Raw genomic sequence first — 21,290 nt, 5'->3', positions numbered from 1 at the left:
GTGCAGTGTTCTTTCTAAAGGACACTGCGTTCACGAAATGGAGATAACGCGTTTATATCAGTTTGAAGAATCGTGCAGGCGGCGCTGCACTTCATCATCGGCGAGCGGTTGTTGCGGCATGACAAACACCTGACCCGGCAGGATAAGGTCCGGGTTGCGGATCTGATCACGATTGGCAAGATAGATCGTGGTGTAGCGCATGCCATGACCATAAGTACGCTTGGAGATCGTCCAGAGATTATCACCCTTGCGGATAATCACCGAGCCATCCACCTTCTGCAAAGGTGTCCCGCCTTCAGCATCCTGTGCACTTGCAGTCTGCGCGCCCGCCCCCGTTGCAACGGCGGAGACATTCTCCCCAGCCTCGCGACGGAACGGGACGCGCGCGGTTGCAATCACCCGACCACTGCCATCAAGCAAATCGGCGCGGATGATATAATCCCCCACCGCAAGCGACTTTTGGCTCTGTACCAAAAAGCGACCTTCCGGCGAAATTTGGCTTGAGCCAAGCAGAATATCGTTTGCATTGACGACAACCGTGCTGCCACCCTTTGCGTTGCCTGCAACGAAAACTTTATTGCCTTCGATTTCCACCGCCTCAATGGCAATCGGTGCATCAACGGGCGATTGAGCCTTTGGCGCCTGCTCTCCAGTTTCCGTCGACGATGCCTCCTGCGGTGCCGACACGTCCGGCTTGGTGATCAGGCGGCTGGCCTGACCCGGCTCTTCAACGAGCGCCAGAACCTGACCATTGCTGTTATCTGGTACGGATACGATTGCTGTCTGCGCCGAAGTCGCAACATTGGCACCATCACCGCCTGCGCGCAGCACAAGCTGATGATCGCCCGGTGAAAGCGGCTGATCGAGAACGATTGCAAAATCGCCGTTCGCTCCCGCCTTGGCTGTCCCCAATACCCTGGAGCCAGAAATAATCTCAACGTCAGCATTGGGCGCTGCCTGTCCTGCAATCACAACGGAACCATCGGCTTCGACGCGCAAAATATCAAACACCGGCGTTTTAGCAGGCGCAGACGTTGTTTGAACCGGCTGAGCATCAGGCTGCGATGCAGCCTCTTGCGGTTCCACCTCGACAGTTTTCTCCGGCACCTGCGATACCGCGGGTGCCTCAGGTACAACGGGTTTGGATGCGCTGCCGGTTTCGGGGTCCTTCGCGGCTATGTCTGAACCAGGGGTAACCCCCTGATCTTTTAGCGAAGTCCAATAATATGCGCCGCCGCCGAGAATAAGGAGCAGCACGATGCCGATAATTCCGTATCTTTTGTTTTGCATTTCGGCCCGAAACCCACATGAGTAAATTAGTCAATGGGTTTATCGCTTTTTTATGCGCCTCACAAGAAGTTGAGCCGAATTACAAACATTATCGGTACTGATTATAAGAAAACTACTCTTCTTTACAGCTGATTGGCTTTTCCTGATCGGGATCATCCATCAGATTATAGAGATCAGCGCTGTCGCCTTTGGTCCACCAGATGTAGATGCCGCCCGCATATTTTGCACCAGAACCCGCAAGCACATTGGCTGCGATAACCGAAGCGTCTTCCATTTCGAGCTGCACAAGCGAATTTTCACCGGCATTATAATAGGTGGCAGAAACGTTCTGTTCACCGCATTTATAAAGAACCGAGTTTGCCGTTACTTCCACGTCGTCGGGCAGAGGAATGTTAATTTCTCCAGCCAGCGCACCCGATGCCACAAGCGAAAAACCCATAGCCAAAACCAACTTCTTCATCATATCAAACTCCCTGCCTCATTGATGCTTCGTGACAGTTATAGCTTGAGACGCTTGACGCTGAAACCGCAAAAGCGCACAAGAAATCATGTCTCAGATTCGATCCATTTGTGTTTATTGCGGCTCTTCAACGGGCTTAAATCCAATCTATCGCGAAGCGGGCCTCACGCTTGGCCGCTCGCTTGCTGAACACGACATTCGCCTTGTTTATGGCGGTGGTACGCGCGGCATTATGGGCGCGGTTGCGCAAGGCGTGATGGAAGCGGGCGGCGAAGTCACCGGCATTATTCCCACCTTCCTGCTCGACAAGGAAGCAAGCCTTGAAAAGGCGCAGGAGTTGACCGAGCTGATCGTGGTTGGCGATATGCACGAACGCAAGCATCTGATGTTCCAGAAGTCGGATGCTTTCGTCACCCTCCCCGGCGGCATTGGCACGGTTGAAGAAATCGTGGAAATGATGACATGGGCGCAGCTGGGCAAGCATCGCAAACCGATGGTTTTTGCCAATATCAACAATTTCTGGCAGCCAATGCTCACATTGCTTGAGCACATGACCACTGAGGGCTTCATTCATACCGCCCATCAGGTTAAGCCACTGGTGATTGATGATGCAAAAGACATCGTGCCTGCAATCCTCGCTGCCAATGGCCGCGCACATGAAGGCGATCCGAAAATCATCGAAAAGATGTAATCGTGGTTCTGAACCGATTGCATAAACACCAAAAGGGCGGAGCGATCCGCCCTTAATTCTATGTGGGAGGCAGAAATGAAAACGATTGGATTGATCGGCGGGATGAGCTGGGAAAGCTCGCAGGAATATTACCGCATTATCAACCGCGAAGTCCGCACAAGACTTGGTGGCACGCATTCTGCCAAAAGCCTTATGTGGTCGATGGATTTCGCCGAAATCGAACATCTCCAGCATCAGGGCAAATGGGACGAGCTGACGACACTGATGATTGAAGCCGCGCAAAACCTTGAAAAAGGAGGCGCGGATTTCATCCTGATCTGCACCAACACCATGCATAAAATGGCCGCTGACATTGAAAGCGCCACATCGATCCCGCTTGTGCATATTGCCGATCCGACAGCAGAAAAGATTAAGGCCGCAGGCTTCTCAAAAGTCGGACTGCTCGGCACCGCGTTCACGATGGAACAGGATTTTTACAAAGGCCGCCTCGCCGCAAAATATGGGCTTGAGGTTCTAACGCCCGACGATGCCGACCGCAAAACCGTGCACGACATCATCTATCAGGAACTGGTAGTGGGCGATGTGCGCGATACATCGCGTGAAGAATACCGCGCGGTCATCAACCGCCTTGTTGAGCGCGGTGCCGAGGCCATCATCCTCGGCTGCACGGAGATCATGCTGCTAATCGGTCAGACAGACAGCCCTGTGCCGGTATTCGATACCACACGGCTTCATGCCGAAGCAGCGGTTGATTGGGCTTTGCGGTAAACAAAAGGGCGGAATTACCGCCCTTTTTTAATCAGCTTGCAATTTGCGCTGCCAGTGCCTTCAACGCCGATTCACGCTCTGGTCCGGTGAGTTCAAGACGCTCAAAATTCTCATCAAGCAGGACGGGAAAATATGCCGTCGGATGTATGGCCACGATGCCATAAGTCTCGTCTTCCGCTTCGGCATAACGCATAAATGGTGCTTCTTTTTTCGAGAATCGCGAAACGATGCTCTTTTTCTTATGCGTCGTATCAAGCGGATTATAAGTAATATTGGTTGCACCCAAATGCTTCTTGCTGGCCGTAATTTTCGCCCATGCGAAGCGCAAAGCAGCAGCTGATTTCATCGCCGATGCACTGCCCCTGACACGGATGAAGCGAACCAGAAACAGCACAGACATTGCGAGCATGATTGCAAACAGGCCGATATCAAACGCCAAGCGGTTCCAGAATTCGTCGATAGCAAGCGTCAACGTAACATTTTCAGGATCAGACCGCTGCATGACAACATCGGTTTCATAATCCCCGCTTGATAAGCTCACAAATGAGAATTCTATGGGTTTGACGCGGCGCTTGCCGTCGTAATCATAGACTATGACCGCCTTACAATTGACCGTCATTTTCTTTGAGCGGCACTGGCCGTCATTAACAGAAGCATCTTCGAGAACGAGCGGATCGTTCATAATCAGGTGGTCTTTGTAAAGCCCCGGAAACCAGGCAACAGCAATACCAACACTCGCAAAAGCAAAGATGATGCTGAGAAACGGATACAGCAGAAGATGCGCCAATCCATGTTTTTTGATTTTGATTTCACGAGCAGGAAAAACGCCGTTCAGGTCCGGCAGAGAGCTATGTTCAGTCATTTTATAATCGTCTATCGCAGGGCGCTATTCACGATTGGGAGGAGAACCGCGCCGGTGATACGTCTTGCAGCCTGTCGGCAAAATCTGCACAAAACGCGATATGAACATGGCAATGCGACGCACAGAAACATCCTATGCAAGGCCATGAAATGAAAAGCCTGAATGGGTAAAAATCACCCAATCAGGTCTGCATTTTTTAGCAAAGTCGAATTTTACTGCAATATCCGGCAGCGAGGGGAATCCCGAAAACACCCGTCAGCCAGTAACAATTGCGAACAGCCAGACTCTTAATGTGAGATGCAAGTGTTACTGCGATAAAGTGTTCTACTTCTTCACCAGCGTCGCCACGGCTTCAACATGCGGCGACCAGAGGAACTGGTCAATCGGTGTCACGCGGGTAATGCGGTAGCCGCCCTTCACCAAAATAGCGAGATCGCGAGCCAGCGTTACCGGGTTGCAAGAGATGGCAACCACCTTCCCAACTTTGGATTTGGCCAATTCCTGCGCCTGCTCTTCAGCGCCTGCACGCGGCGGATCAAACACCACCGCATCATAAGGCAGCAGTTCCTTTGGCATCAGCGGGCGGCGGAACAAATCGCGTCGTTCAACCGAAACAGGCTTTAAACCCTGCACATGGCGCACGCCGCGATCAAGGGCCGCGAGTGCTGGCGCATCGTTTTCAATCGCGTGGACTGCGCTTTTTTCTGCAATGCGCAGCGCGAATGTGCCGACACCACAGAAGAGGTCTGCAACGCGCTTGGCCTTGCCGAGATGCGCCTGAACCAGCGATACCATTGCTTCTTCAGCCTCAATTGTTGCCTGCAAAAAACAACCCGGAGGCACCGGAACCGGCACTTTGCCAAAATGGATGATCGGCTTTTTCGGCTCAACGATGATTTCGCCTTCATGCGAAAGGCGGGCAAAGCCCTTTTTCATAATAAGGGCGGTCAGCGCACGGCGTTGCTCATCGCTGAGTTTACCGCAGCCGCTTGCTGCCAGATCAAGCCCTGAGGCCGTAACAGTTGCAGTTAATTTGAACGGCTTGGAACCGGGCGCAATCAATGCACCAACTTCACGCAAGTCATCAAGATGCGCGATGATTTCAGGCACTGTGACGGCGCATTCGACAAGATCGATAATCTCGTGGCTCTGGTGACGATTAAAGCCGAGCAACATGCCCTTTTCCGTCTTGCGTGCCGCAAAAGTTGCGCGACGGCGCGACTGCGGCTGGCAAGCGACCAGCGGCTCAACATCGACATCAAGTCCACGGCCCTTGAGAGCGGAGACGACAAGGTCGCGCTTCCATGCGCGATAAGGTTCGTCCTGCCAATGTTGAAGCGCGCAACTTCCGCACTCTTCAAAATGCTGGCATGACGGATCTTGCCGTTCATCAGAGATTTCGAGCAGCGCCATCACTGTGCCACGGTTCTTTTCGCGCGCGACATTGGCCACTTCGCCCGGCAATGTGAAAGGCACAAACAGCTGGCCATCGGGAAGATTGGCGACGCCATCGCCGCCCGCACCTATCGAGCGGATTGTCACTTGCGTCGTCATAAATCTTTCTTTCCTGCCAAGAGATATTCACGATTGCCGTCGCCGCCCTCAATGGGTGACGGGCAAAGGCCGAGCGCACGCCAACCGGGCTGCGTCTCAAGCCATGCTTTCAATTCTTCCGCAATGCGTTCGCCGTCTTGCGGGTCACGCAGAATGCCGCCTTTGCCGATGGCTTCGCGCCCGGCTTCAAACTGCGGCTTTACGAGAAGCGCGCAGATAGCATCTTTTTGCGCAAACGCCAATGCCGGCGGCAGAGCGAGTTTTAGCGAGATAAAACTCACATCCGAAACAACACAACCAATATCGCGCCCGTCGAGATGGCTGAATTCGAGCGCACGCGCATTCACGCCTTCCTTGTTGGTCACACGCAGATCATTGCGCAATGTCGGATGCAGCTGATCGTGTCCGACATCGATAGCGACGACATGATTGGCTCCACGCTCAAGCAGCACCTGCGTAAAGCCGCCAGTCGATGCGCCAATATCAAGCGCATTCAGCCCGTTCACATTGAGATTGAAGTGATCAAGCGCAGCAATCAGTTTGAGAGCACCGCGCGAGACATAGGCACTTGCGGGATCATCCACAGTCAGTTCAGCTGTGCGAAGAACATTCTGCCCCGGCTTGGTGATGGGCTTGCCATCAACCTTCACCGTGCCGCGCTGGATTGCGTCGCGCGCACGCGAACGCGTGGCAAACAGGCCGCGATCAACCAGCAACTGGTCTAGACGCGGGCGGTTATCGGGTGATTGCTCGCTCATCACTTATGCGCGGAACGGTGCCGCGATTTCCTCACGGCCAAGCGCCGCGAAGACGATGCGCACAATACCAGCGCGATCGAGGCCTGCATTGGCATACATGACTTCCGGCTTGGCGTGATCCTGATAGCTATCCGGCAGGGTCAGCACGCGCACTTTCAGGCCGCGATCCAGCAGTCCATCGGTTGCAAGGAATTGCAGCACATGAGCAGCGAAACCACCTGCCGCACCTTCTTCAATGGTTACCAGCACTTCATGCTCACGCGCAAGACGACGGATCAGGTCATGATCAAGCGGCTTGGCAAAACGCGCATCGGCAACCGTTGTCGAAAGACCTGCTGCAGCCAATTCATCGGCAGCACCCAGACATTCCTGCAAGCGTGTCCCAAAGGACAGGAGTGCGACCTTGGTGCCTTCGCGCACAATACGGCCCTTGCCGATTTCCAGCACCGAGCCACGTTCTGGCAGTTCCACGCCGACACCATCACCACGCGGATAGCGGAAGGAGATCGGACCTTCGTTATATTCCGCAGCCGTGCGCACCATATGGCGCAGTTCAGCTTCGTCAGATGCGGCCATCACCACAAAACCGGGAAGCGCTGCAAGGAAGCCGGTATCGAACGAACCGGCATGGGTTGGGCCATCGGCCCCCACCAGACCAGCGCGATCAATCGGGAAACGTACGGGCAGGTTCTGGATCGACACATCATGCACAACCTGATCATAGCCGCGCTGAAGAAAGGTCGAATAAATCGCACAGAACGGCTTATAGCCTTCGGACGCAAGACCAGCGGCAAAAGTAACGGCATGCTGTTCGGCAATGCCGACATCAAATGTGCGCTTTGGAAACACTTCACCAAACAGATCTAGGCCGGTGCCGGTCGGCATCGCCGCTGTCACAGCCACGATCTTGTCATCGTGACGGGCTTCTTCAATAAGGCTGGTGCCGAAAATCTTGGTATAGCTCGGTGCATTCGCCGGTGGCTTGGACTGTTTGCCGGTAATCACATCAAACTTGGTGACGCCGTGATATTTATCGGCGGCAGCTTCCGCAGGTGCATAGCCCTTGCCCTTTTGCGTCACCACATGGATCAACACCGGGCCCTCCTGCGCATCGCGCACATTTTTGAGAACCGGCAACAGATGATCAAGATTATGCCCGTCGATCGGCCCGACATAATAAAAGCCGAGCTCTTCAAACAGCGTACCGCCCGTAAAGAAGGCCCTGGTAAATTCTTCCGATTTGCGCGCCTTGTCCTGCAAGAACTTCGGCAGTTTCTTTGCAACCTGCTTGGCGGCTTCACGCACGCTGCGATAGGTTTTGCCAGAAACGAGCCGCGCGAGGTAAGCACTCATCGCACCCGTTGGCGGCGCAATCGACATGTCGTTGTCGTTGAGGATGACGATCAGCCGTGCATCAAGCGCACCGGCATTGTTCATCGCCTCATAGGCCATACCGGCTGACATGGAGCCATCACCGATAACTGCAATCACATTGCGCTTTTCACCCGAAAGGTCGGCTGCGACGGCCATGCCAAGACCGGCAGAGATCGACGTCGAAGAATGTGCCGCGCCAAAGGGATCATATTCGCTTTCAGCGCGCTTGGTGAAACCGGACAGCCCGTTTTCCTGACGCAACGTGCGGATACGATCACGGCGCCCGGTCAGAATTTTGTGCGGATAGGCCTGATGACCCACATCCCAAATGATGCGATCATGCGGTGTATCAAAGACATGATGCAGCGCAATGGTCAGTTCCACCACGCCCAACCCAGCCCCAAGATGCCCGCCCGTTGTTGAGACCGCATCCACCAGTTCGGCACGCAGTTCTTCCGCAAGCTTCGGCAAATCCTGCTCCGGCAATGCGCGCAGGGCTTCCGGTGTCGGTGCCTTGTCGAGCAAAGGGGTGATGGGTCGGGACATGAAAACAACCTGTTTCTGGTTTGAATTTTATTTGTCGGTATAGCAGCTGCCAGTGCAGATCAAGCTTGCCAAAGCGCACATGCACATGGCGAGACATCGTGTCATATGCGACCACTTTTTGTTTTGTCGCATTATCCGACGCAAAACCGCTGCGCACTTTTACTGGAAATGCTCCATCATTCAGGCAAAGGTATGAATTCTTCTTCATCACCCGGAACAATATCAAAACGTCCGGTGCGCCATTCTTCCTTGGCCTGCTCAATGCGCTCTCTGGAAGACGACACGAAATTCCACCAGACATAACGTTTCGAGCCAAGAGCCGCACCGCCAAACAGCATGAAATGCGCGCCCTCAGGCCCGGCCTGCACGACAATATCGTCACCCGGACGGAAAGCCAGCAAACGGTCCGGCGGAAACACATCGCCACCAATGCCGACATTGCCACGCAGCGTATAAATCGCGCGTTCTTCCGTGGTTGGCGGAATATGAAAGCGCCCGCCGGGCAGCACTTCAATATCTGCATAAAGTGTTTCGGCATGCTGGATGACCGGTGATGAAACACCATGCATGGAGCCGATGATCAAACGTCCGTTAAATTCACGATCTTCCATCAATGGCAGATCTGGCGCATTGGTGTGATAAAAATGCGGGTCGATTTCTTCAAATTGCTCGGACAGCGCCAGCCATGTCTGCACGCCGGAAATCGACAGCGGACCATTGCGTTCTTCTTCAGGCGAACGCTCGGAATGGACAATGCCACGACCTGCCGTCATGAGGTTCACATCGCCCGGCTTGATCACCATTTCCGTGCCGAGGCTGTCACGATGGCGGATATGACCATCGAACAGATAAGTCACAGTCGAAAGACCGATATGCGGATGCGGACGCACGTCAAGCGCATCGCCATCTTTCAGCACTGCTGGTCCCATGCGATCAAAGAAAATAAAGGGCCCAACAAGCCGTCGCTTCACAGTGGGTAAAGCACGACGCACTTCCAGCCCGCCAATATCGCTGGTGCGCGGAATGACAAGCGTTTCGATTGCATCAACCGATGTCTTGTCACCAAGCACCGGGTCAGGACAGGGAAAGAAGCTCATCGGACAGCCACCAAATAAAAGCGCACCGGCAAGCCGTTTGCCGGCGCGTGATCTTTACAAAAATAGAGCTGTGTCAGCGATTGTGCAACAGGCGCGACGCTTCGGCAGCACTAACGCTCTTCGAACTAAAAGCACAAGAATGGAATTGTAACAGTTTCTCTGTCTACCAACATGTGAATATATATGTTTAAAACATTAGCTTTTATATAAAAAATTATACGGGATATAAATAAAATGGAAGAATCAACGCTTCATTCCATTAATATAGAAGAACGATTTATAATAGACGAACCTATTTCAGAAATTAATTTAAATAAAAAATTTAAAAAAAATAACGAATTCAAAGAACACACATCTTTCAATAATTCATTTTCCAATAAAAACCATCATGTAAATAATGATGAATATGAAAAAAAAATTTACAAAGATATTATCATAAAGTCAAAAAAAGGGGGATCGGCAACAAAGGCCATATTAACAGGCCACGGAGGCTACACCCCCCGCCGCTATGGAATTTTTCCTGGGTCCGGGAAAATCGAATTGCCTTCCAATATAAGAGTTCATTTTTTCACACGTGAAGGGGGCCTTAGCGTTCGCAATACATTAAAAAATATCTTAGCAGAAGATTTTAATATTTATGAAACAATTGGTGAGCATGAGAAAATAATAAACTATTCATTAACAAAAGACAAATACACGGATGGTATTTTACCGAATGAATATTATGACATAATAACAATACCTGATCATATTAAAACTCACTTTAATGAATTATTAAAAACCATATCCAAAACAAACCATATTTATACGGATATATATTACACATGCTGCCGGGTTAATAAACTAAATCCTATAATTATAAGCCCGCCAATAACGCATTTATAACAATACAAGTGCGTTATTGGTCGAAGCTGGTTATACGTTACCTTTTGTGCAACAGGCGCGACAATTCGTTGGTGTCAGGCACCTGCCCATTACTGGTCAGCTTATCCACCAGACCAGGCAGCACCTGTGAGAGCTGATTGAGCAGTTCCTGCTGGTCAATACCGGCATGAGCTGCAATTTCACTCAATGTTTTATTGCCAAGCGCATCGCCGAGTTGGCCGGGTTCAATCTGATGATTGTCGCCCTGGCCGATCCACGAATCGACCTTATCGCCAAGACCTGCCTGCTTGAGCTGATCGAGGAGGCCACCCAGACCGCCACCTAGCGGACCGGGTACTGCCGGTGCGGATGACGCACTACCACTTGCAAGGGCGCCACCAAGCAGGCCACCAAGGCCACCCAAAATTCCGCCCAGCAAGCCGCCGCCGCTATCCGCCTGTTGTGGCGCAGATTGATCTGGAATCGAGGCAGGTTTTTCAGGCTCGTCGCTATGCCCTTTCAGCATCTTGCCAACGAGCAGCGCGCCGAGCGCTATCAGAACCGGCTTGGCAAGGCTGCCGCCGGGAATCGGCGAGTTCTTGGAATTGTCGTCATAACTTCCCATCACACGATACTCCCTGTTGGTCGCTGTTTTTTTTCACACGCGATAAGTTAAAGTGAAATAAGTTTTCAGCTTTCACAAGCATTATACCTTGCCAAATCGAAACTATTGTGAAAATTCTCTAAATGCCTGATGCAAAACCTTATTTTCGCAATCGGAGATATTAGATGTCTATAATAAGCTGGATTATTCTAGGTTTGATCGCCGGCTTCATCGGCAGCAAAGTCGTCAATAAAAGCGGTCAGGGACTGTTCTTCGACATTGCATTGGGCATTGTCGGGGCCATCGTTGGCGGCGTTCTTTCTTCAACACTGTTTGGTCGCGGTGTCACTGGCGCATTCGACCCCATCAGCCTGATCATTGCTATTATCGGATCGATCCTTGTCCTGTGGGCCTATCACAAGATCACAGGCAAGCGTTCCATCGGCTGAAAAACACGTTATAGTGCTATGGCTCCGGTTTGCGCCGGAGCCTTTTTATTACATTATTAACGAAAGCGCCGACAGTTGATGGGTTTCATTGATCACTACATCGCAGCCTATGGTGCCTTTGCTATATTGGTTATCGTGTATTTTGAATCCTTTGGTGCGCCGCTTCCCGGTGAAAGTGCTTTGATCGCATGTTCTCTGCTTGCGCTGAATGGCACATTGAACATAGAGCACGTGCTGATTGCTGTGTTTATCGGAGCCGTTCTAGGAGATACGACCGGCTACATCATCGGGCGTTATGGCGGCCGCGCATTGATCTTGAAATATGGTCATCGCGTGAAACTCACACCGGAGCGGCTCGAACAATTTGAGAAAATGTTCGAAACAAAAGGCATCTATGTCGTTGCCACTGCGCGCTTCGTTGTACTGTTACGACAGTTGAACGGCATTATCGCCGGTTCAATGAAAATGCCGCCGCTGCATTTTATGGCCGCAAATATTGTCGGCGCTTTTGGCTGGACGCTCGTTTGGGGGCTCGGCCCCTATCTTCTGAGTGGTGTGCTTGCGCCTTATGTCATTCACATCAAAAACATGATCCATTAAACTCGCCAAAGCGTCGCTCCAAATATAGTGATGCACAAATGCAACAAAAAGCGATAAATTTGATTGATCTATATTTAAATTGAACAGTGTTGCCTAGTCATTAAAACTTCACTAATCTGACATGTAATTGATATTGTTTGTTTTTTTAACACCTCTATAAGCGCTCCAGTCACACCTCACTTATGGAGTTTCTTATGAGGGTTAAGCATTTTCTCTGCGCTTCGGCTGCAGTATTTTCATTCGTATCAGTTGCACAGGCTGCTGACGCGATTGTTGCACCAGAGCCAGAAGCAGTAGAATATGTTCGCGTTTGCGATGCATACGGCGCTGGCTATTTCTACATTCCAGGCACCGAAACCTGCCTGCGCATCCACGGCTACGTTCGTGCAGACATCAAGGGTGGCGACAATGTCTATGCCAAGACACTTGGCGCTCGTGATCGCGACACCTATGACTACCTGACCCGTTTCTCGCTCCGCTTCTCGACCGCTTCGGAAACCGAACTCGGCACACTGAAGACCTATACTGAAGCCCGCTTCCAGTACCAGAATGGCGCCGATGCTGGCTCGACCGGCACTCTGCGTTATGGCTACATACAGCTCGGCGGCCTGCGCGTTGGTCTTGATGAATCCGCTTTCGTTACCTTCACCGGCTACCTCGGCGACGTCATCAATGACGACGTGATCCTCGCTGGTGGCACCCGCACCAACGCGATCAGCTACACTTTCAAGGGCGGCAATGGCTTCTCGGCGATCATCGCGCTTGAACAGGGTGGCAATGGCGATTCCAACGGCTCCGTCACCATCGACGACTACACACCGCATGTTGTCGGTGGCCTGAAATATGCTCAGGGCTGGGGTTCGATCGCTGGTGTTGCAGCTTACGACGCGCTCAATGAAAAGTGGATGGGCAAGGTTCGCCTCGACGTGAACGTAACCGAACAGTTCTCGATCTGGGGACAGGGCGCTTACAAGTCGAATGACGACCACTACATTGCTGGCGTTCGTCAGATCGACAGCTTCTATGGCACATGGGGCGGCGATTGGGCTGTCTGGGGCGGCGCGAAGTACAAGTTCAACAAGAAGACAGCCTTCAACATTCAGGCCGCCTATGAAGAAGCTGGCCGTTTTGCAGGCACGATGAACGTTGCCTACACCATCGTACCGGGCTTCACCATTACGCCGGAAGTGTCCTACACCAAGTGGAACGATGATCGTTCGGTCCTCAAGGGCAAAGACGCTGTTCAGGGCATGGTTCGCTTCCAGCGCTCGTTCTAAGCCGAATGGCATGCAACAAATTGAGGCTGCTGCAATCGTGAGACCTCCAGTCAGATCGCAGTGGCACAAAGAGATAGCGGCTCCAAAAGAGCCGCTATTTTGACATCTCGATATTTTTTAACTGATCTTATTCCGCGTCGAGCGGTTCTGTGCCCACAGGCTGCCCATCGCGACCAACGCGAATCTTTTCGACCTTGTCTTCCGCAGATTTGAGCAGCGTATCGCAATGTTTCTTCAGCGCTTCGCCGCGCTCATAGATGCGGATCGATTCTTCAAGCGGCACATCGCCCCGCTCCAGAGCATCGACGATCTTCTCAAGCTGCTTCAAGGCGTCCTCAAAGCTCATAACTGCAATGTCGGTGTTGGACGGTTCGGTTACCATGGTTTATCCTTTCAACAGCCGCGTAATATGGGAAGACGCGGACTGCGACAAGCCCTCAAGATCATATCCACCTTCAAGCACGCTCACCAAACGGTGATTGCAGAAACGTTCTGCACGTTCCATGAGCTTGCCCGTCGCCCAGTCAAAATCCGCCTCATCGAGATTGATCTCGGAAAGAGGATCGCGGAAATGCGCGTCGAAGCCAGCTGAAATAAGGATCAAATCTGGCTGGAAGTTGTCCAAAGCAGGCAATACACGACTATTAAATGCCTCGCGAAATTCGCGGCTGCCAGTATTGGGCGAGAGTGGTGCATTGACGATGTTGCCCACACCCACCTCATCTTTCCGGCCTGTGCCGGGAAACAGCGGAAACTGATGGGTCGAGCAGAACAAAACGCTTGGATCGTCTTGGAAAATATCCTGTGTACCGTTGCCGTGATGTACGTCCCAATCGACAATCGCGATGCGTTCCGCTCCATGATTGCGCTGCGCATGACGTGCGGCAATAGCGACGTTGTTAAACAGGCAAAAGCCCATGGCGGTTGCCAGTTCGGCATGATGCCCGGGCGGGCGCGAGGCGACGAAGACATTGTCAGCCTGCCCCGAAAACACGTCATCAACCGCAGTGGTAGCCGCACCAATTGCCAGAAGCGCTGCTTCCCAGCTTTTGGGACTCACATAAGTGTCGACACCAAGCTTGTTGATTGGTTGCGGTGCTTCTTCGTCATCAACCGGATCGGGAATCTGCTTGCGGATCTCATCGATGTAGCTTTCCGAATGCGCGAGCAGAATGGCGTCTTGCGATGCCATTGGCGCTTGCACCCGATCAAGACGGTAGAAATCCGGGCCTTCCAGTTCGCTCATCAAAGCACGAATACGGTCGGGCCGCTCGGGATGTCCGGGCGGCACGATATGTTCTAGATAGGTCGGATGCCAGTAAAGCCGTGTTGTCATTGCCGACCTTTAGCATCGGCAATACAATCTGGCTATGATGGTTAGCTCAAAGACTGAAAATCACGCGGTGTTGTGCGCCGTTAAATCGGTGGTGGCTTTATCCCAACGATAAATGAAGTCCTCGCATGCTCCCCACCGCCATCAGCAACATATATAGCCAACACCTTCTTCTCTACTATCTTTATTCCGCTTCCGAAATGATGGCTTACTTCATCATAAGCAGAATTGACAGTAAATATAAAGGTACCATCATCAGATGAAAATATATTATCCGAATCGTCAATAGTAATCTCTCCTCCACTGTTTGGAGTGAGTAAGTTTATTTTACCCGAAAAACCAACTCCATTTTCTTTCAAATAGCCGGTTACTTTTTTAGAATCGTAAGCGCTCATTTGGAGGTAATTTTGCTCAAATTCGATTGTAAAATTATCTGACATTGAAACCTCTAACTTAATTAAATTATAACTAACCATATCCGATAAATAGAAAAATCCATCTGTCATTATGAGCAGATGGATTTCTTAAAACCTGAAGATTTCGCTGTGTTGAATTCAAATGATTTCCGTGCGCGTGATGTTGATGCCGAAACCTTCCAGACCAACATAGTGACGCTCACGTGAAGCCAGCAGCACAATCGACGTGATGCCAAGATCTTTGAGTATCTGCGCACCAAGGCCAATCTGACGCCATTCTTCTTCACGGGCAACGGCTTCTGCATGGGCCTCGTGTTCACCAAGCAACGCTTCTCGCGCCCGCGCATCGCGGTGATCAGAACGCACGCCAACCGAATCTTCACGCAGATAAACCAGAACGCCGCGGCCTTCTTTGCCCATGCGTTTCATGATCTCGTCGAGATTGCTGCCGCCATTACCGAACACATCGCTCAGCACATCTTCACGATGCAGACGGACAGGCACTTCTTCGCCATCCCGAATATCACCAAACACAATAGCGACATGCTGCATCGGCTCCCACGGCAACTCGTAGGTATAGGCATGAGCCGGACCAGCGCAAGTCGTGACGGGCGCATCGTTAATGCGCTTGACCAGTGTTTCCTTGCGCTGACGATAGGCGATGAGATCAGCCACCGTTACCCGATGAAGCGCATGCTTTTCAGCAAATGCTTTTACGTCAGGGCCACGCATGACGGTTCCATCATCATTGATCAGCTCACAAATCACCCCAATTGGCGGCAGATTTGCGAGTTTGCACAGATCAACAGCCGCTTCTGTATGGCCAGAGCGCATCAACACGCCACCTTCTCGCGCGATCAGCGGGAAAATATGGCCCGGACGCACAAAATCGGAAGCACCGGCATTCGGGTTTGCGAGGTTGCGCACAGTCAGCGTGCGATCTTCAGCAGAAATGCCGGTTGTGGTGCCGTGGCGGTAATCAACAGTGACGGTGAAAGCCGTCGTGTGTGCGGACTCATTTTCCGCGACCATCGGCGCCAGATTGAGGCGCTTGGCTTCTTCGCGCGTCATCGGCGTGCAGACGATACCCGACGTATAACGCACGATGAAGGCCATCTTTTCCGGCGTACAGTGCACGGCAGCAACGATAAGATCGCCTTCGTTCTCACGTCCGTCATCATCCATCACGACAACAATTTCGCCACGCTCGAAAGCGCGCAGCGCATCAACGACCTGTTTCTGATTATAGCTCATTTCAGCCTCAATGGTTGTACCACAGCTTCAGTCTCTTGCTTTCACGCATGTTGCGGAAACCGGTTTCCCTTTTCCGCGACATGCTCAGAACCGGCCCTTGGTCCCTGAAACCACCTCTGAATATTTTATACCCGTCCTGTCTGTCCCCGATGGCGCAGATAATGATCGGCAATGGCGCAAGCGACCATCGCTTCGCCAATCGGCACAGCGCGGATACCCACGCAAGGATCATGACGACCCTTGGTCATCACATCCACTTCCTTGCCCAGCGCATCAATCGACTTGCGCGGTGTCAGGATTGACGATGTTGGCTTTACTGCGAAACGCGAGATAACCGGCGCACCGGTTGCAATGCCACCCAGAACGCCGCCTGCCTGATTGGACAGGAACACCGGCTGACCGTCATTGCCGATGCGCATTTCGTCAGCATTTTCTTCGCCCGTCAGACGTGCGGCTTCAAAACCATTGCCGATCTCAACGCCCTTCACGGCATTGATCGACATCAGATAACTTGCAATATCCTGATCGAGCTTGCCGTAAATCGGCGCACCAATACCAGCAGGAACGCCTTCCGCCACGATTTCGATAATCGCACCGATGGAAGAGCCATTTTTACGAATACCATCGAGATATTCGGCAAAAACCTCAACCGAACCGGCATCCGGCGTGAAAAACGGGTTGTTATCGACTTCGTTCCAGTCCCACCGCGCGCGATCAATGTCATGCACGCCCATCGAGACCAGCGCGCCGCGCACCTGCAAGCCCGGAACAACCTTACGCGCAATAGCACCGGCTGCAACGCGTGCTGCGGTTTCACGCGCCGAAGAGCGCCCGCCGCCACGATAATCGCGAATGCCGTATTTGACGTCGTAAGCATAATCGGCATGACCCGGGCGGTACTGCCGGGCAATATCGCCATAATCCTTGGAACGCTGATCGGTGTTTTCGATCATCATCGAAATTGGCGTGCCAGTCGTGGTCATGGTCACGCCGTCGTCGCTCAGAATCACACCGGACAGCACGCGAACCTGATCCGGCTCGCGGCGCTGCGTCGTATATTTCGACTGACCCGGCTTACGCTTATCGAGATAGGACTGAATTTCGGCCTCGGTAAATGTGATGCCGGGTGGGCAGCCATCCACGACACAACCAAGCGCAATTCCGTGGCTTTCACCCCAGGTGGTTACGCGGAACAGATGACCGAAACTGTTATGAGACATGAGCTAAGCCTGATTACGGAGCGCCTTTTCCGGCAAGATATGGGGCGGTTCTATTGGCCTTTTGAGCAACGGTCAAATTATTGCTGGGAATAGCGCATCAGGATCGCAAAATTTCCATCAGATCATCCACATGCCGCATTCTTTTTGACACATTCCACCAGCTAAATTGCCCTCAGAATGATGTTGCTTCCCTCGATCTCAGATCTTAGTGTTTGCTAAGAAATCAGGGAGCAATCGCCAAATGCAATTCGTGTCGAATCAGTCAGTGGACGGTCGGTCACTCAAAAGGAGGATGACACCCATGCAGTATATTGTGGGACTGCTCTTTATCATTGCTTCGCTCTTTTCGACCGTTGCAATGGCAGATGATGTTGAAGGTAAGATCACCGGCATCAATCAAGATAAAGAAACAATCACGCTTGATGACGGCAAGACCTATAAGCTGCCGGGCGAGTTTGATTATTCCGCTATTAACAAAGGCATGAAGGTTATCATTCTCTATGATGAAGCCGACGACACGCGCTTTGTCACCGATATTCAAGAAGCGCCGTAAATTCAGATCACGGATAGAATTGTGCCCGTGTCGTATTGGCGAATATAATCGACACGGGTTCCATCCCAATGATAGCTGTAATGTCGGCCCTGAACAGGAATTGTTATAACGTCCGGCCAGAAAATCCCGATGCAAAAACCTCCGTGCATCCGCACACTCGGCCAGACAAGCCCTTGACTCCCCGCCGCGCGCAACTCCCTGCCCTCAATATGAGACGCCGTATAGTCAACGGGATCCAGCACACCCGGTACTTTACTTACATCGTCCAGTTCCCTTTCGATGCTTCCGATCAGCACTCGAAAATCTGAAGTCCAGCCCGGCTCTTCGCGGGTTGCACGCATGAATTTTTCATGATGGTGAATGGTTTCAGCCACTGCCACCTCTTCGCGATCAGCGGCATAATAAATGCCGTAACTGCCATCGCTGAAACGTCCGGGGCGGGTTATCGAACAATGCACGAAAGGCGCCATGACATAAGTTGCCCCCTGCCCTGCCACGCGCCTGTCGGCCGGAACTTTGCCAAGATCGCCAATTTCAAACCGTATGCGCGGATTGGTTTTTTCCTCGACCGAGGCCAGCGCCTCCCAGTCACGCGGGTCTGCGATATCTTCAAACAGATCAATCGGCGGATGAATGGAGCGGATGATGCGAAATGTCTGCGGCCAGTCGACCTGCCGTTTCTCAGCCAGTCCGCTTACCATGCGCCGCGCTCCGCATTGAGCCATTCGCGCAAAGCCGCAAGATCAGAGATTTCACCGCGCAACATCAGGTCCAAAGCCGAAAGTCCTCCGAACGTATCATTGGGCTTTCTGATCCACGCATAGCCCCGCGCAGGATCACGGAACAGATAGCGCAATCCTTTGTGAATACCCATCAGATGCGCCATACGCATCCGCAGGTCGCGATCAATCCGGCCTATGCTGCCGTCTTTCCAGCGCGCCCATGTGCGCGGCGACATATCACCCAACAGCGTGCAGGCTTCTCCATCCGAGAGCTTCCAGACCTTCAACAGATTGACCGTCGTGCGCGCCAATGCACCCGCTTCTTCGTCGGTGATCGCGTTCGTCAGCGTGCCTGCTGGCGTTATACTGATTGGCTGAAGTTCCATCGCAGCTTCTCCTTATGGCAGAAAGATAACATATTCTTGCCAAATGGCAAATCAGCGCACCACAAACCATGTCGTTGCTAGACTTTTGGGGGCGAGTCTGCTTGTGTCCGAGAGATGGGGGCCGCCAGTAATCCGGTCAGGCCGAGTATTGCATTTGGGGCAAGCATCGATGGATGATCCGATAAAATCACTCGACAGGCCGGGAAACAGATCAGCGCAGGCGCGCTATGTATTCTTTGCGGCACTGACGGGAATATTGACCGGAACAGTCGGTTCTTATTTTCATCTCATCATTGATGCGCTGATGACATGGCCGCAAAAGCTTGGTCAATACATCACCGGAACATCGCTTATCATTGCGGCTGCACTGTTTACAATGTGCTGCACAATACTTGCGGCTTTCATTGTTCGTCGTTTTGCGCCCGAAGCTGGCGGCAGTGGCGTGCAGGAAATTGAGGGCGCCATGGAAGGCTTGCGAGAAGTCCGGTGGCGCCGCGTTTTGCCGGTGAAGTTTCTTATGGGTATCACATCGATCTCATCCGGCCTCGTTCTGGGGCGCGAAGGCCCCACCATCCATATCGGCGCGTCACTGGGTGCAGCCATTACAGATTTCTTCAAAGTCAGCGAAACTGAACGGCGTGGCATTCTTGCTGCGGGTGCGGCGGCAGGCCTTGCCTGCGCGTTTAATGCGCCATTGGCAGGTGTTCTGTTTATCGTTGAGGAAACGCACAAGCAGTTTCCCTATACGTTCCGCACCTATATGGGCGTGATCGCGGCTGCGCTGCTCGCAACCGTCATGACGCAAATTATCGGCGGTACAGCGCCTGATATGTCGATGCCGGAGGTAAAAGCAGCGCTTGAACATGTTCCAGCGTTTGTCTTGCTCGGCTGTCTGCTTGGCTTTGTTGGCGTGGCGCTGAATGGCGGCATTATGTGGGCGGTCAATTTTGCAGCCACTATGCACAATCGCGTACCGTATCTGTATCCGGCGATTATCGGACTATGCGTGGGCGCCCTCTTCATTGTGCTGCCTTATTCCGTCACGGGTGGCGAGCATATCATCATGGAGATTGCGCATCAGAAAACCGGCTTGGCACTGCTGCTTCTGCTGGCGTTTGCACGCTATTTTACAATGGTCGGCAGCTATTCCAGCGGCGTTCCAGGCGGGATTTTTGCGCCAATGCTTACACTCGCGACCTGTATCGGTCTGGCCTTTGCAGGCATCATCAGCGTGTTTTCGCCAGAGGCTGGCATCATGCCATTGGCATTTGCAATTGCGGCGATGGGCGGGCTGTTTACCGCATCAGTTCGTGCACCAATTGTCGGCGTTGTTCTCACGCTCGAACTCACAGGTGCCTATGGCATGACAATGCCACTCATCGCCACCTGCCTCACGGCCAATCTTGTTGCACAATGGATTGGCGGCAAGCCGATTTATGAACAGCTTCTCGACCGCACATTGGCGCAGGCAGGAATCAAGCCAAAAGACAGGTCAGCAGAATCACGCACCGGCTTGGCATGAGGAAAAGGATCTGAGCCTGCTCAGATCCACTCAAGCTTATTGTTCTCGAACTTCAGTATTTTGTCCTGAGGAATCGAGAGATTGGCGGCAGCATGGCCATCCATATCGCCGTAAAGATAAAATAGGGTGCGAATGCAGCCGCCATGCGTCACGCAGACAGTCGGCCATTCAACCGCTTCGACCCAGCGGCCAATGCGTTGTGAGAGGCGCATATAGCTTTCAGCCGTCTCACCGGGTGGTATGAAGTTCCATTTGTCTTTGGCACGTGCTTCCAGAAGGTCTTCGCGTTCCTTGGCAATGTCTTCCATCATAAAGCCCTGCCAATCGCCGAAATTCACTTCCATCAATTGCGGGTCAGTGCGGAAATCATAAGGATCGAGGCCCATTCGAAGACGAATGCGCTCCATGGTTTCGCGGGTACGACGCAGAGGGCTTGCAACAAAATCATAACCGGCACCATCGCCAATCAGCGATTTCAGCATATCGCCGTTTCGGTCTGCCTGTGTGCGGCCATGCGCATTGATATCAATATCAAGCTGTCCCTGAATGCGCTGCGCTACATTCCAGTCCGTCTCACCATGACGCGAAAAATAGATGATCTCGCGGGCCAAAATCACACCTCTGTCTGCACGTAATTCTATTTTAAATAGCCCCTTCGGCGATGAAGAGACAAAGAAAAATCCCGAAAAG

At 52.3% G+C, this 21,290-nt stretch carries 24 protein-coding genes; 8 read left to right on the top strand and 16 right to left on the bottom strand.

What is annotated here, in order from left to right; all coding sequences use genetic code 11:
- Nucleotides 1-57: 57 nt before the first annotated feature.
- Nucleotides 58-1,290 (bottom strand): LysM peptidoglycan-binding domain-containing protein, encoded by a 1,233-nt coding sequence (locus RI570_RS08915; RefSeq protein WP_313828059.1) that lies wholly within the window; start codon nucleotides 1,288-1,290, stop codon nucleotides 58-60.
- Nucleotides 1,291-1,402: 112 nt separating this feature from the next.
- Nucleotides 1,403-1,750, bottom strand: a complete 348-nt coding sequence (locus RI570_RS08910) for an MliC family protein (protein WP_313828601.1) — start codon at nucleotides 1,748-1,750, stop codon at nucleotides 1,403-1,405.
- Nucleotides 1,751-1,838: 88 nt separating this feature from the next.
- Between RI570_RS08910 and RI570_RS08905 the strand changes: the two genes are divergently transcribed.
- A complete protein-coding gene (locus RI570_RS08905; RefSeq protein ID WP_313828057.1) occupies nucleotides 1,839-2,441 on the top strand; it encodes a TIGR00730 family Rossman fold protein in 603 nt (200 codons plus the stop codon).
- A gap of 75 nt (nucleotides 2,442-2,516) precedes the next feature.
- The gene (locus tag RI570_RS08900; protein ID WP_313828056.1) at nucleotides 2,517-3,209 is read left to right on the top strand and encodes an aspartate/glutamate racemase family protein; all 693 of its coding nucleotides are present in this window, start codon (nucleotides 2,517-2,519) and stop codon (nucleotides 3,207-3,209) included.
- Nucleotides 3,210-3,240: 31 nt separating this feature from the next.
- Here RI570_RS08900 and RI570_RS08895 read toward each other — a convergent pair whose 3' ends face one another.
- The 5 genes from RI570_RS08895 to RI570_RS08875 form a co-directional block, all read right to left on the bottom strand.
- Complete coding sequence (locus RI570_RS08895; protein WP_313828054.1) at nucleotides 3,241-4,071, bottom strand: hypothetical protein; 831 nt, start codon at nucleotides 4,069-4,071, stop codon at nucleotides 3,241-3,243.
- A gap of 324 nt (nucleotides 4,072-4,395) precedes the next feature.
- The gene (locus tag RI570_RS08890) at nucleotides 4,396-5,625 is read right to left on the bottom strand and encodes a class I SAM-dependent RNA methyltransferase (protein WP_313828053.1); all 1,230 of its coding nucleotides are present in this window, start codon (nucleotides 5,623-5,625) and stop codon (nucleotides 4,396-4,398) included.
- A complete protein-coding gene (locus RI570_RS08885; protein WP_313828052.1) occupies nucleotides 5,622-6,383 on the bottom strand; it encodes a TlyA family RNA methyltransferase in 762 nt (253 codons plus the stop codon). The genes RI570_RS08890 and RI570_RS08885 overlap by 4 nt, the downstream gene beginning before the upstream one ends.
- Before the next feature lie 3 nt (nucleotides 6,384-6,386).
- A complete protein-coding gene (gene dxs, locus RI570_RS08880; protein WP_313828050.1) occupies nucleotides 6,387-8,303 on the bottom strand; it encodes a 1-deoxy-D-xylulose-5-phosphate synthase in 1,917 nt (638 codons plus the stop codon).
- A gap of 176 nt (nucleotides 8,304-8,479) precedes the next feature.
- The gene (locus tag RI570_RS08875) at nucleotides 8,480-9,400 is read right to left on the bottom strand and encodes a pirin family protein (RefSeq protein ID WP_313828049.1); all 921 of its coding nucleotides are present in this window, start codon (nucleotides 9,398-9,400) and stop codon (nucleotides 8,480-8,482) included.
- A 234-nt stretch (nucleotides 9,401-9,634) separates the two neighbouring features.
- Between RI570_RS08875 and RI570_RS08870 the strand changes: the two genes are divergently transcribed.
- Entirely contained in the window at nucleotides 9,635-10,285 is a 651-nt protein-coding gene (locus RI570_RS08870; protein ID WP_313828048.1) for a putative adhesin, read from the top strand.
- 37 nt (nucleotides 10,286-10,322) lie between these two features.
- Here RI570_RS08870 and RI570_RS08865 read toward each other — a convergent pair whose 3' ends face one another.
- On the bottom strand, nucleotides 10,323-10,889 hold the full coding sequence (locus tag RI570_RS08865; RefSeq protein WP_313828600.1) for a YidB family protein: 567 nt from the start codon (nucleotides 10,887-10,889) through the stop codon (nucleotides 10,323-10,325).
- Nucleotides 10,890-11,053: 164 nt separating this feature from the next.
- Between RI570_RS08865 and RI570_RS08860 the strand changes: the two genes are divergently transcribed.
- From RI570_RS08860 to RI570_RS08850, 3 genes are all read left to right on the top strand, one after another.
- Complete coding sequence (locus RI570_RS08860) at nucleotides 11,054-11,317, top strand: GlsB/YeaQ/YmgE family stress response membrane protein (RefSeq protein ID WP_313828047.1); 264 nt, start codon at nucleotides 11,054-11,056, stop codon at nucleotides 11,315-11,317.
- A 78-nt stretch (nucleotides 11,318-11,395) separates the two neighbouring features.
- Complete coding sequence (locus tag RI570_RS08855; RefSeq protein ID WP_313828045.1) at nucleotides 11,396-11,917, top strand: DedA family protein; 522 nt, start codon at nucleotides 11,396-11,398, stop codon at nucleotides 11,915-11,917.
- A 194-nt stretch (nucleotides 11,918-12,111) separates the two neighbouring features.
- Nucleotides 12,112-13,194 (top strand): porin, encoded by a 1,083-nt coding sequence (locus RI570_RS08850; RefSeq protein ID WP_313828044.1) that lies wholly within the window; start codon nucleotides 12,112-12,114, stop codon nucleotides 13,192-13,194.
- A 127-nt stretch (nucleotides 13,195-13,321) separates the two neighbouring features.
- Here the strand turns inward: RI570_RS08850 and RI570_RS08845 are convergent, their stop codons facing one another.
- The 5 genes from RI570_RS08845 to aroC form a co-directional block, all read right to left on the bottom strand.
- Nucleotides 13,322-13,576 carry an exodeoxyribonuclease VII small subunit gene (locus tag RI570_RS08845; RefSeq protein WP_250040228.1) on the bottom strand — a complete coding sequence of 85 codons (255 nt, stop codon included), beginning with the start codon at nucleotides 13,574-13,576 and terminating at the stop codon, nucleotides 13,322-13,324.
- A 3-nt stretch (nucleotides 13,577-13,579) separates the two neighbouring features.
- Nucleotides 13,580-14,530, bottom strand: coding sequence for a histone deacetylase family protein (locus RI570_RS08840; protein ID WP_313828043.1), 951 nt, complete (start codon nucleotides 14,528-14,530; stop codon nucleotides 13,580-13,582).
- Between the two features lie 80 nt (nucleotides 14,531-14,610).
- Complete coding sequence (locus RI570_RS08835) at nucleotides 14,611-15,033, bottom strand: hypothetical protein (RefSeq protein ID WP_313828042.1); 423 nt, start codon at nucleotides 15,031-15,033, stop codon at nucleotides 14,611-14,613.
- A 48-nt stretch (nucleotides 15,034-15,081) separates the two neighbouring features.
- The gene (gene ribB, locus RI570_RS08830; protein WP_313828041.1) at nucleotides 15,082-16,197 is read right to left on the bottom strand and encodes a 3,4-dihydroxy-2-butanone-4-phosphate synthase; all 1,116 of its coding nucleotides are present in this window, start codon (nucleotides 16,195-16,197) and stop codon (nucleotides 15,082-15,084) included.
- A gap of 125 nt (nucleotides 16,198-16,322) precedes the next feature.
- Complete coding sequence (aroC, locus tag RI570_RS08825) at nucleotides 16,323-17,417, bottom strand: chorismate synthase (RefSeq protein WP_313828040.1); 1,095 nt, start codon at nucleotides 17,415-17,417, stop codon at nucleotides 16,323-16,325.
- Between the two features lie 301 nt (nucleotides 17,418-17,718).
- Here aroC and RI570_RS08820 point away from each other — a divergent pair, with 301 nt between their 5' ends.
- Entirely contained in the window at nucleotides 17,719-17,970 is a 252-nt protein-coding gene (locus RI570_RS08820) for a DUF1344 domain-containing protein (protein WP_313828039.1), read from the top strand.
- 2 nt (nucleotides 17,971-17,972) lie between these two features.
- Here RI570_RS08820 and RI570_RS08815 read toward each other — a convergent pair whose 3' ends face one another.
- Entirely contained in the window at nucleotides 17,973-18,671 is a 699-nt protein-coding gene (locus tag RI570_RS08815; RefSeq protein WP_313828038.1) for an RES family NAD+ phosphorylase, read from the bottom strand.
- A complete protein-coding gene (locus RI570_RS08810; protein ID WP_313828037.1) occupies nucleotides 18,665-19,078 on the bottom strand; it encodes an MbcA/ParS/Xre antitoxin family protein in 414 nt (137 codons plus the stop codon). Before RI570_RS08810 ends, RI570_RS08815 begins: the two co-directional genes overlap by 7 nt.
- Nucleotides 19,079-19,247: 169 nt before the next feature.
- Between RI570_RS08810 and clcA the strand changes: the two genes are divergently transcribed.
- Nucleotides 19,248-20,600, top strand: a complete 1,353-nt coding sequence (clcA, locus tag RI570_RS08805) for a H(+)/Cl(-) exchange transporter ClcA (protein ID WP_313828036.1) — start codon at nucleotides 19,248-19,250, stop codon at nucleotides 20,598-20,600.
- 20 nt (nucleotides 20,601-20,620) lie between these two features.
- On the opposite strand, the gene RI570_RS08800 is transcribed toward clcA, so the two are convergent.
- Nucleotides 20,621-21,211, bottom strand: coding sequence for a histidine phosphatase family protein (locus RI570_RS08800; protein ID WP_313828035.1), 591 nt, complete (start codon nucleotides 21,209-21,211; stop codon nucleotides 20,621-20,623).
- Nucleotides 21,212-21,290: the final 79 nt, after the last annotated feature.

The organism is Brucella pseudogrignonensis (assembly GCF_032190615.1).
Lineage (GTDB): Bacteria > Pseudomonadota > Alphaproteobacteria > Rhizobiales > Rhizobiaceae > Brucella > Brucella pseudogrignonensis_B.
This window is presented reverse-complemented; position numbering and strand designations above follow the sequence as displayed.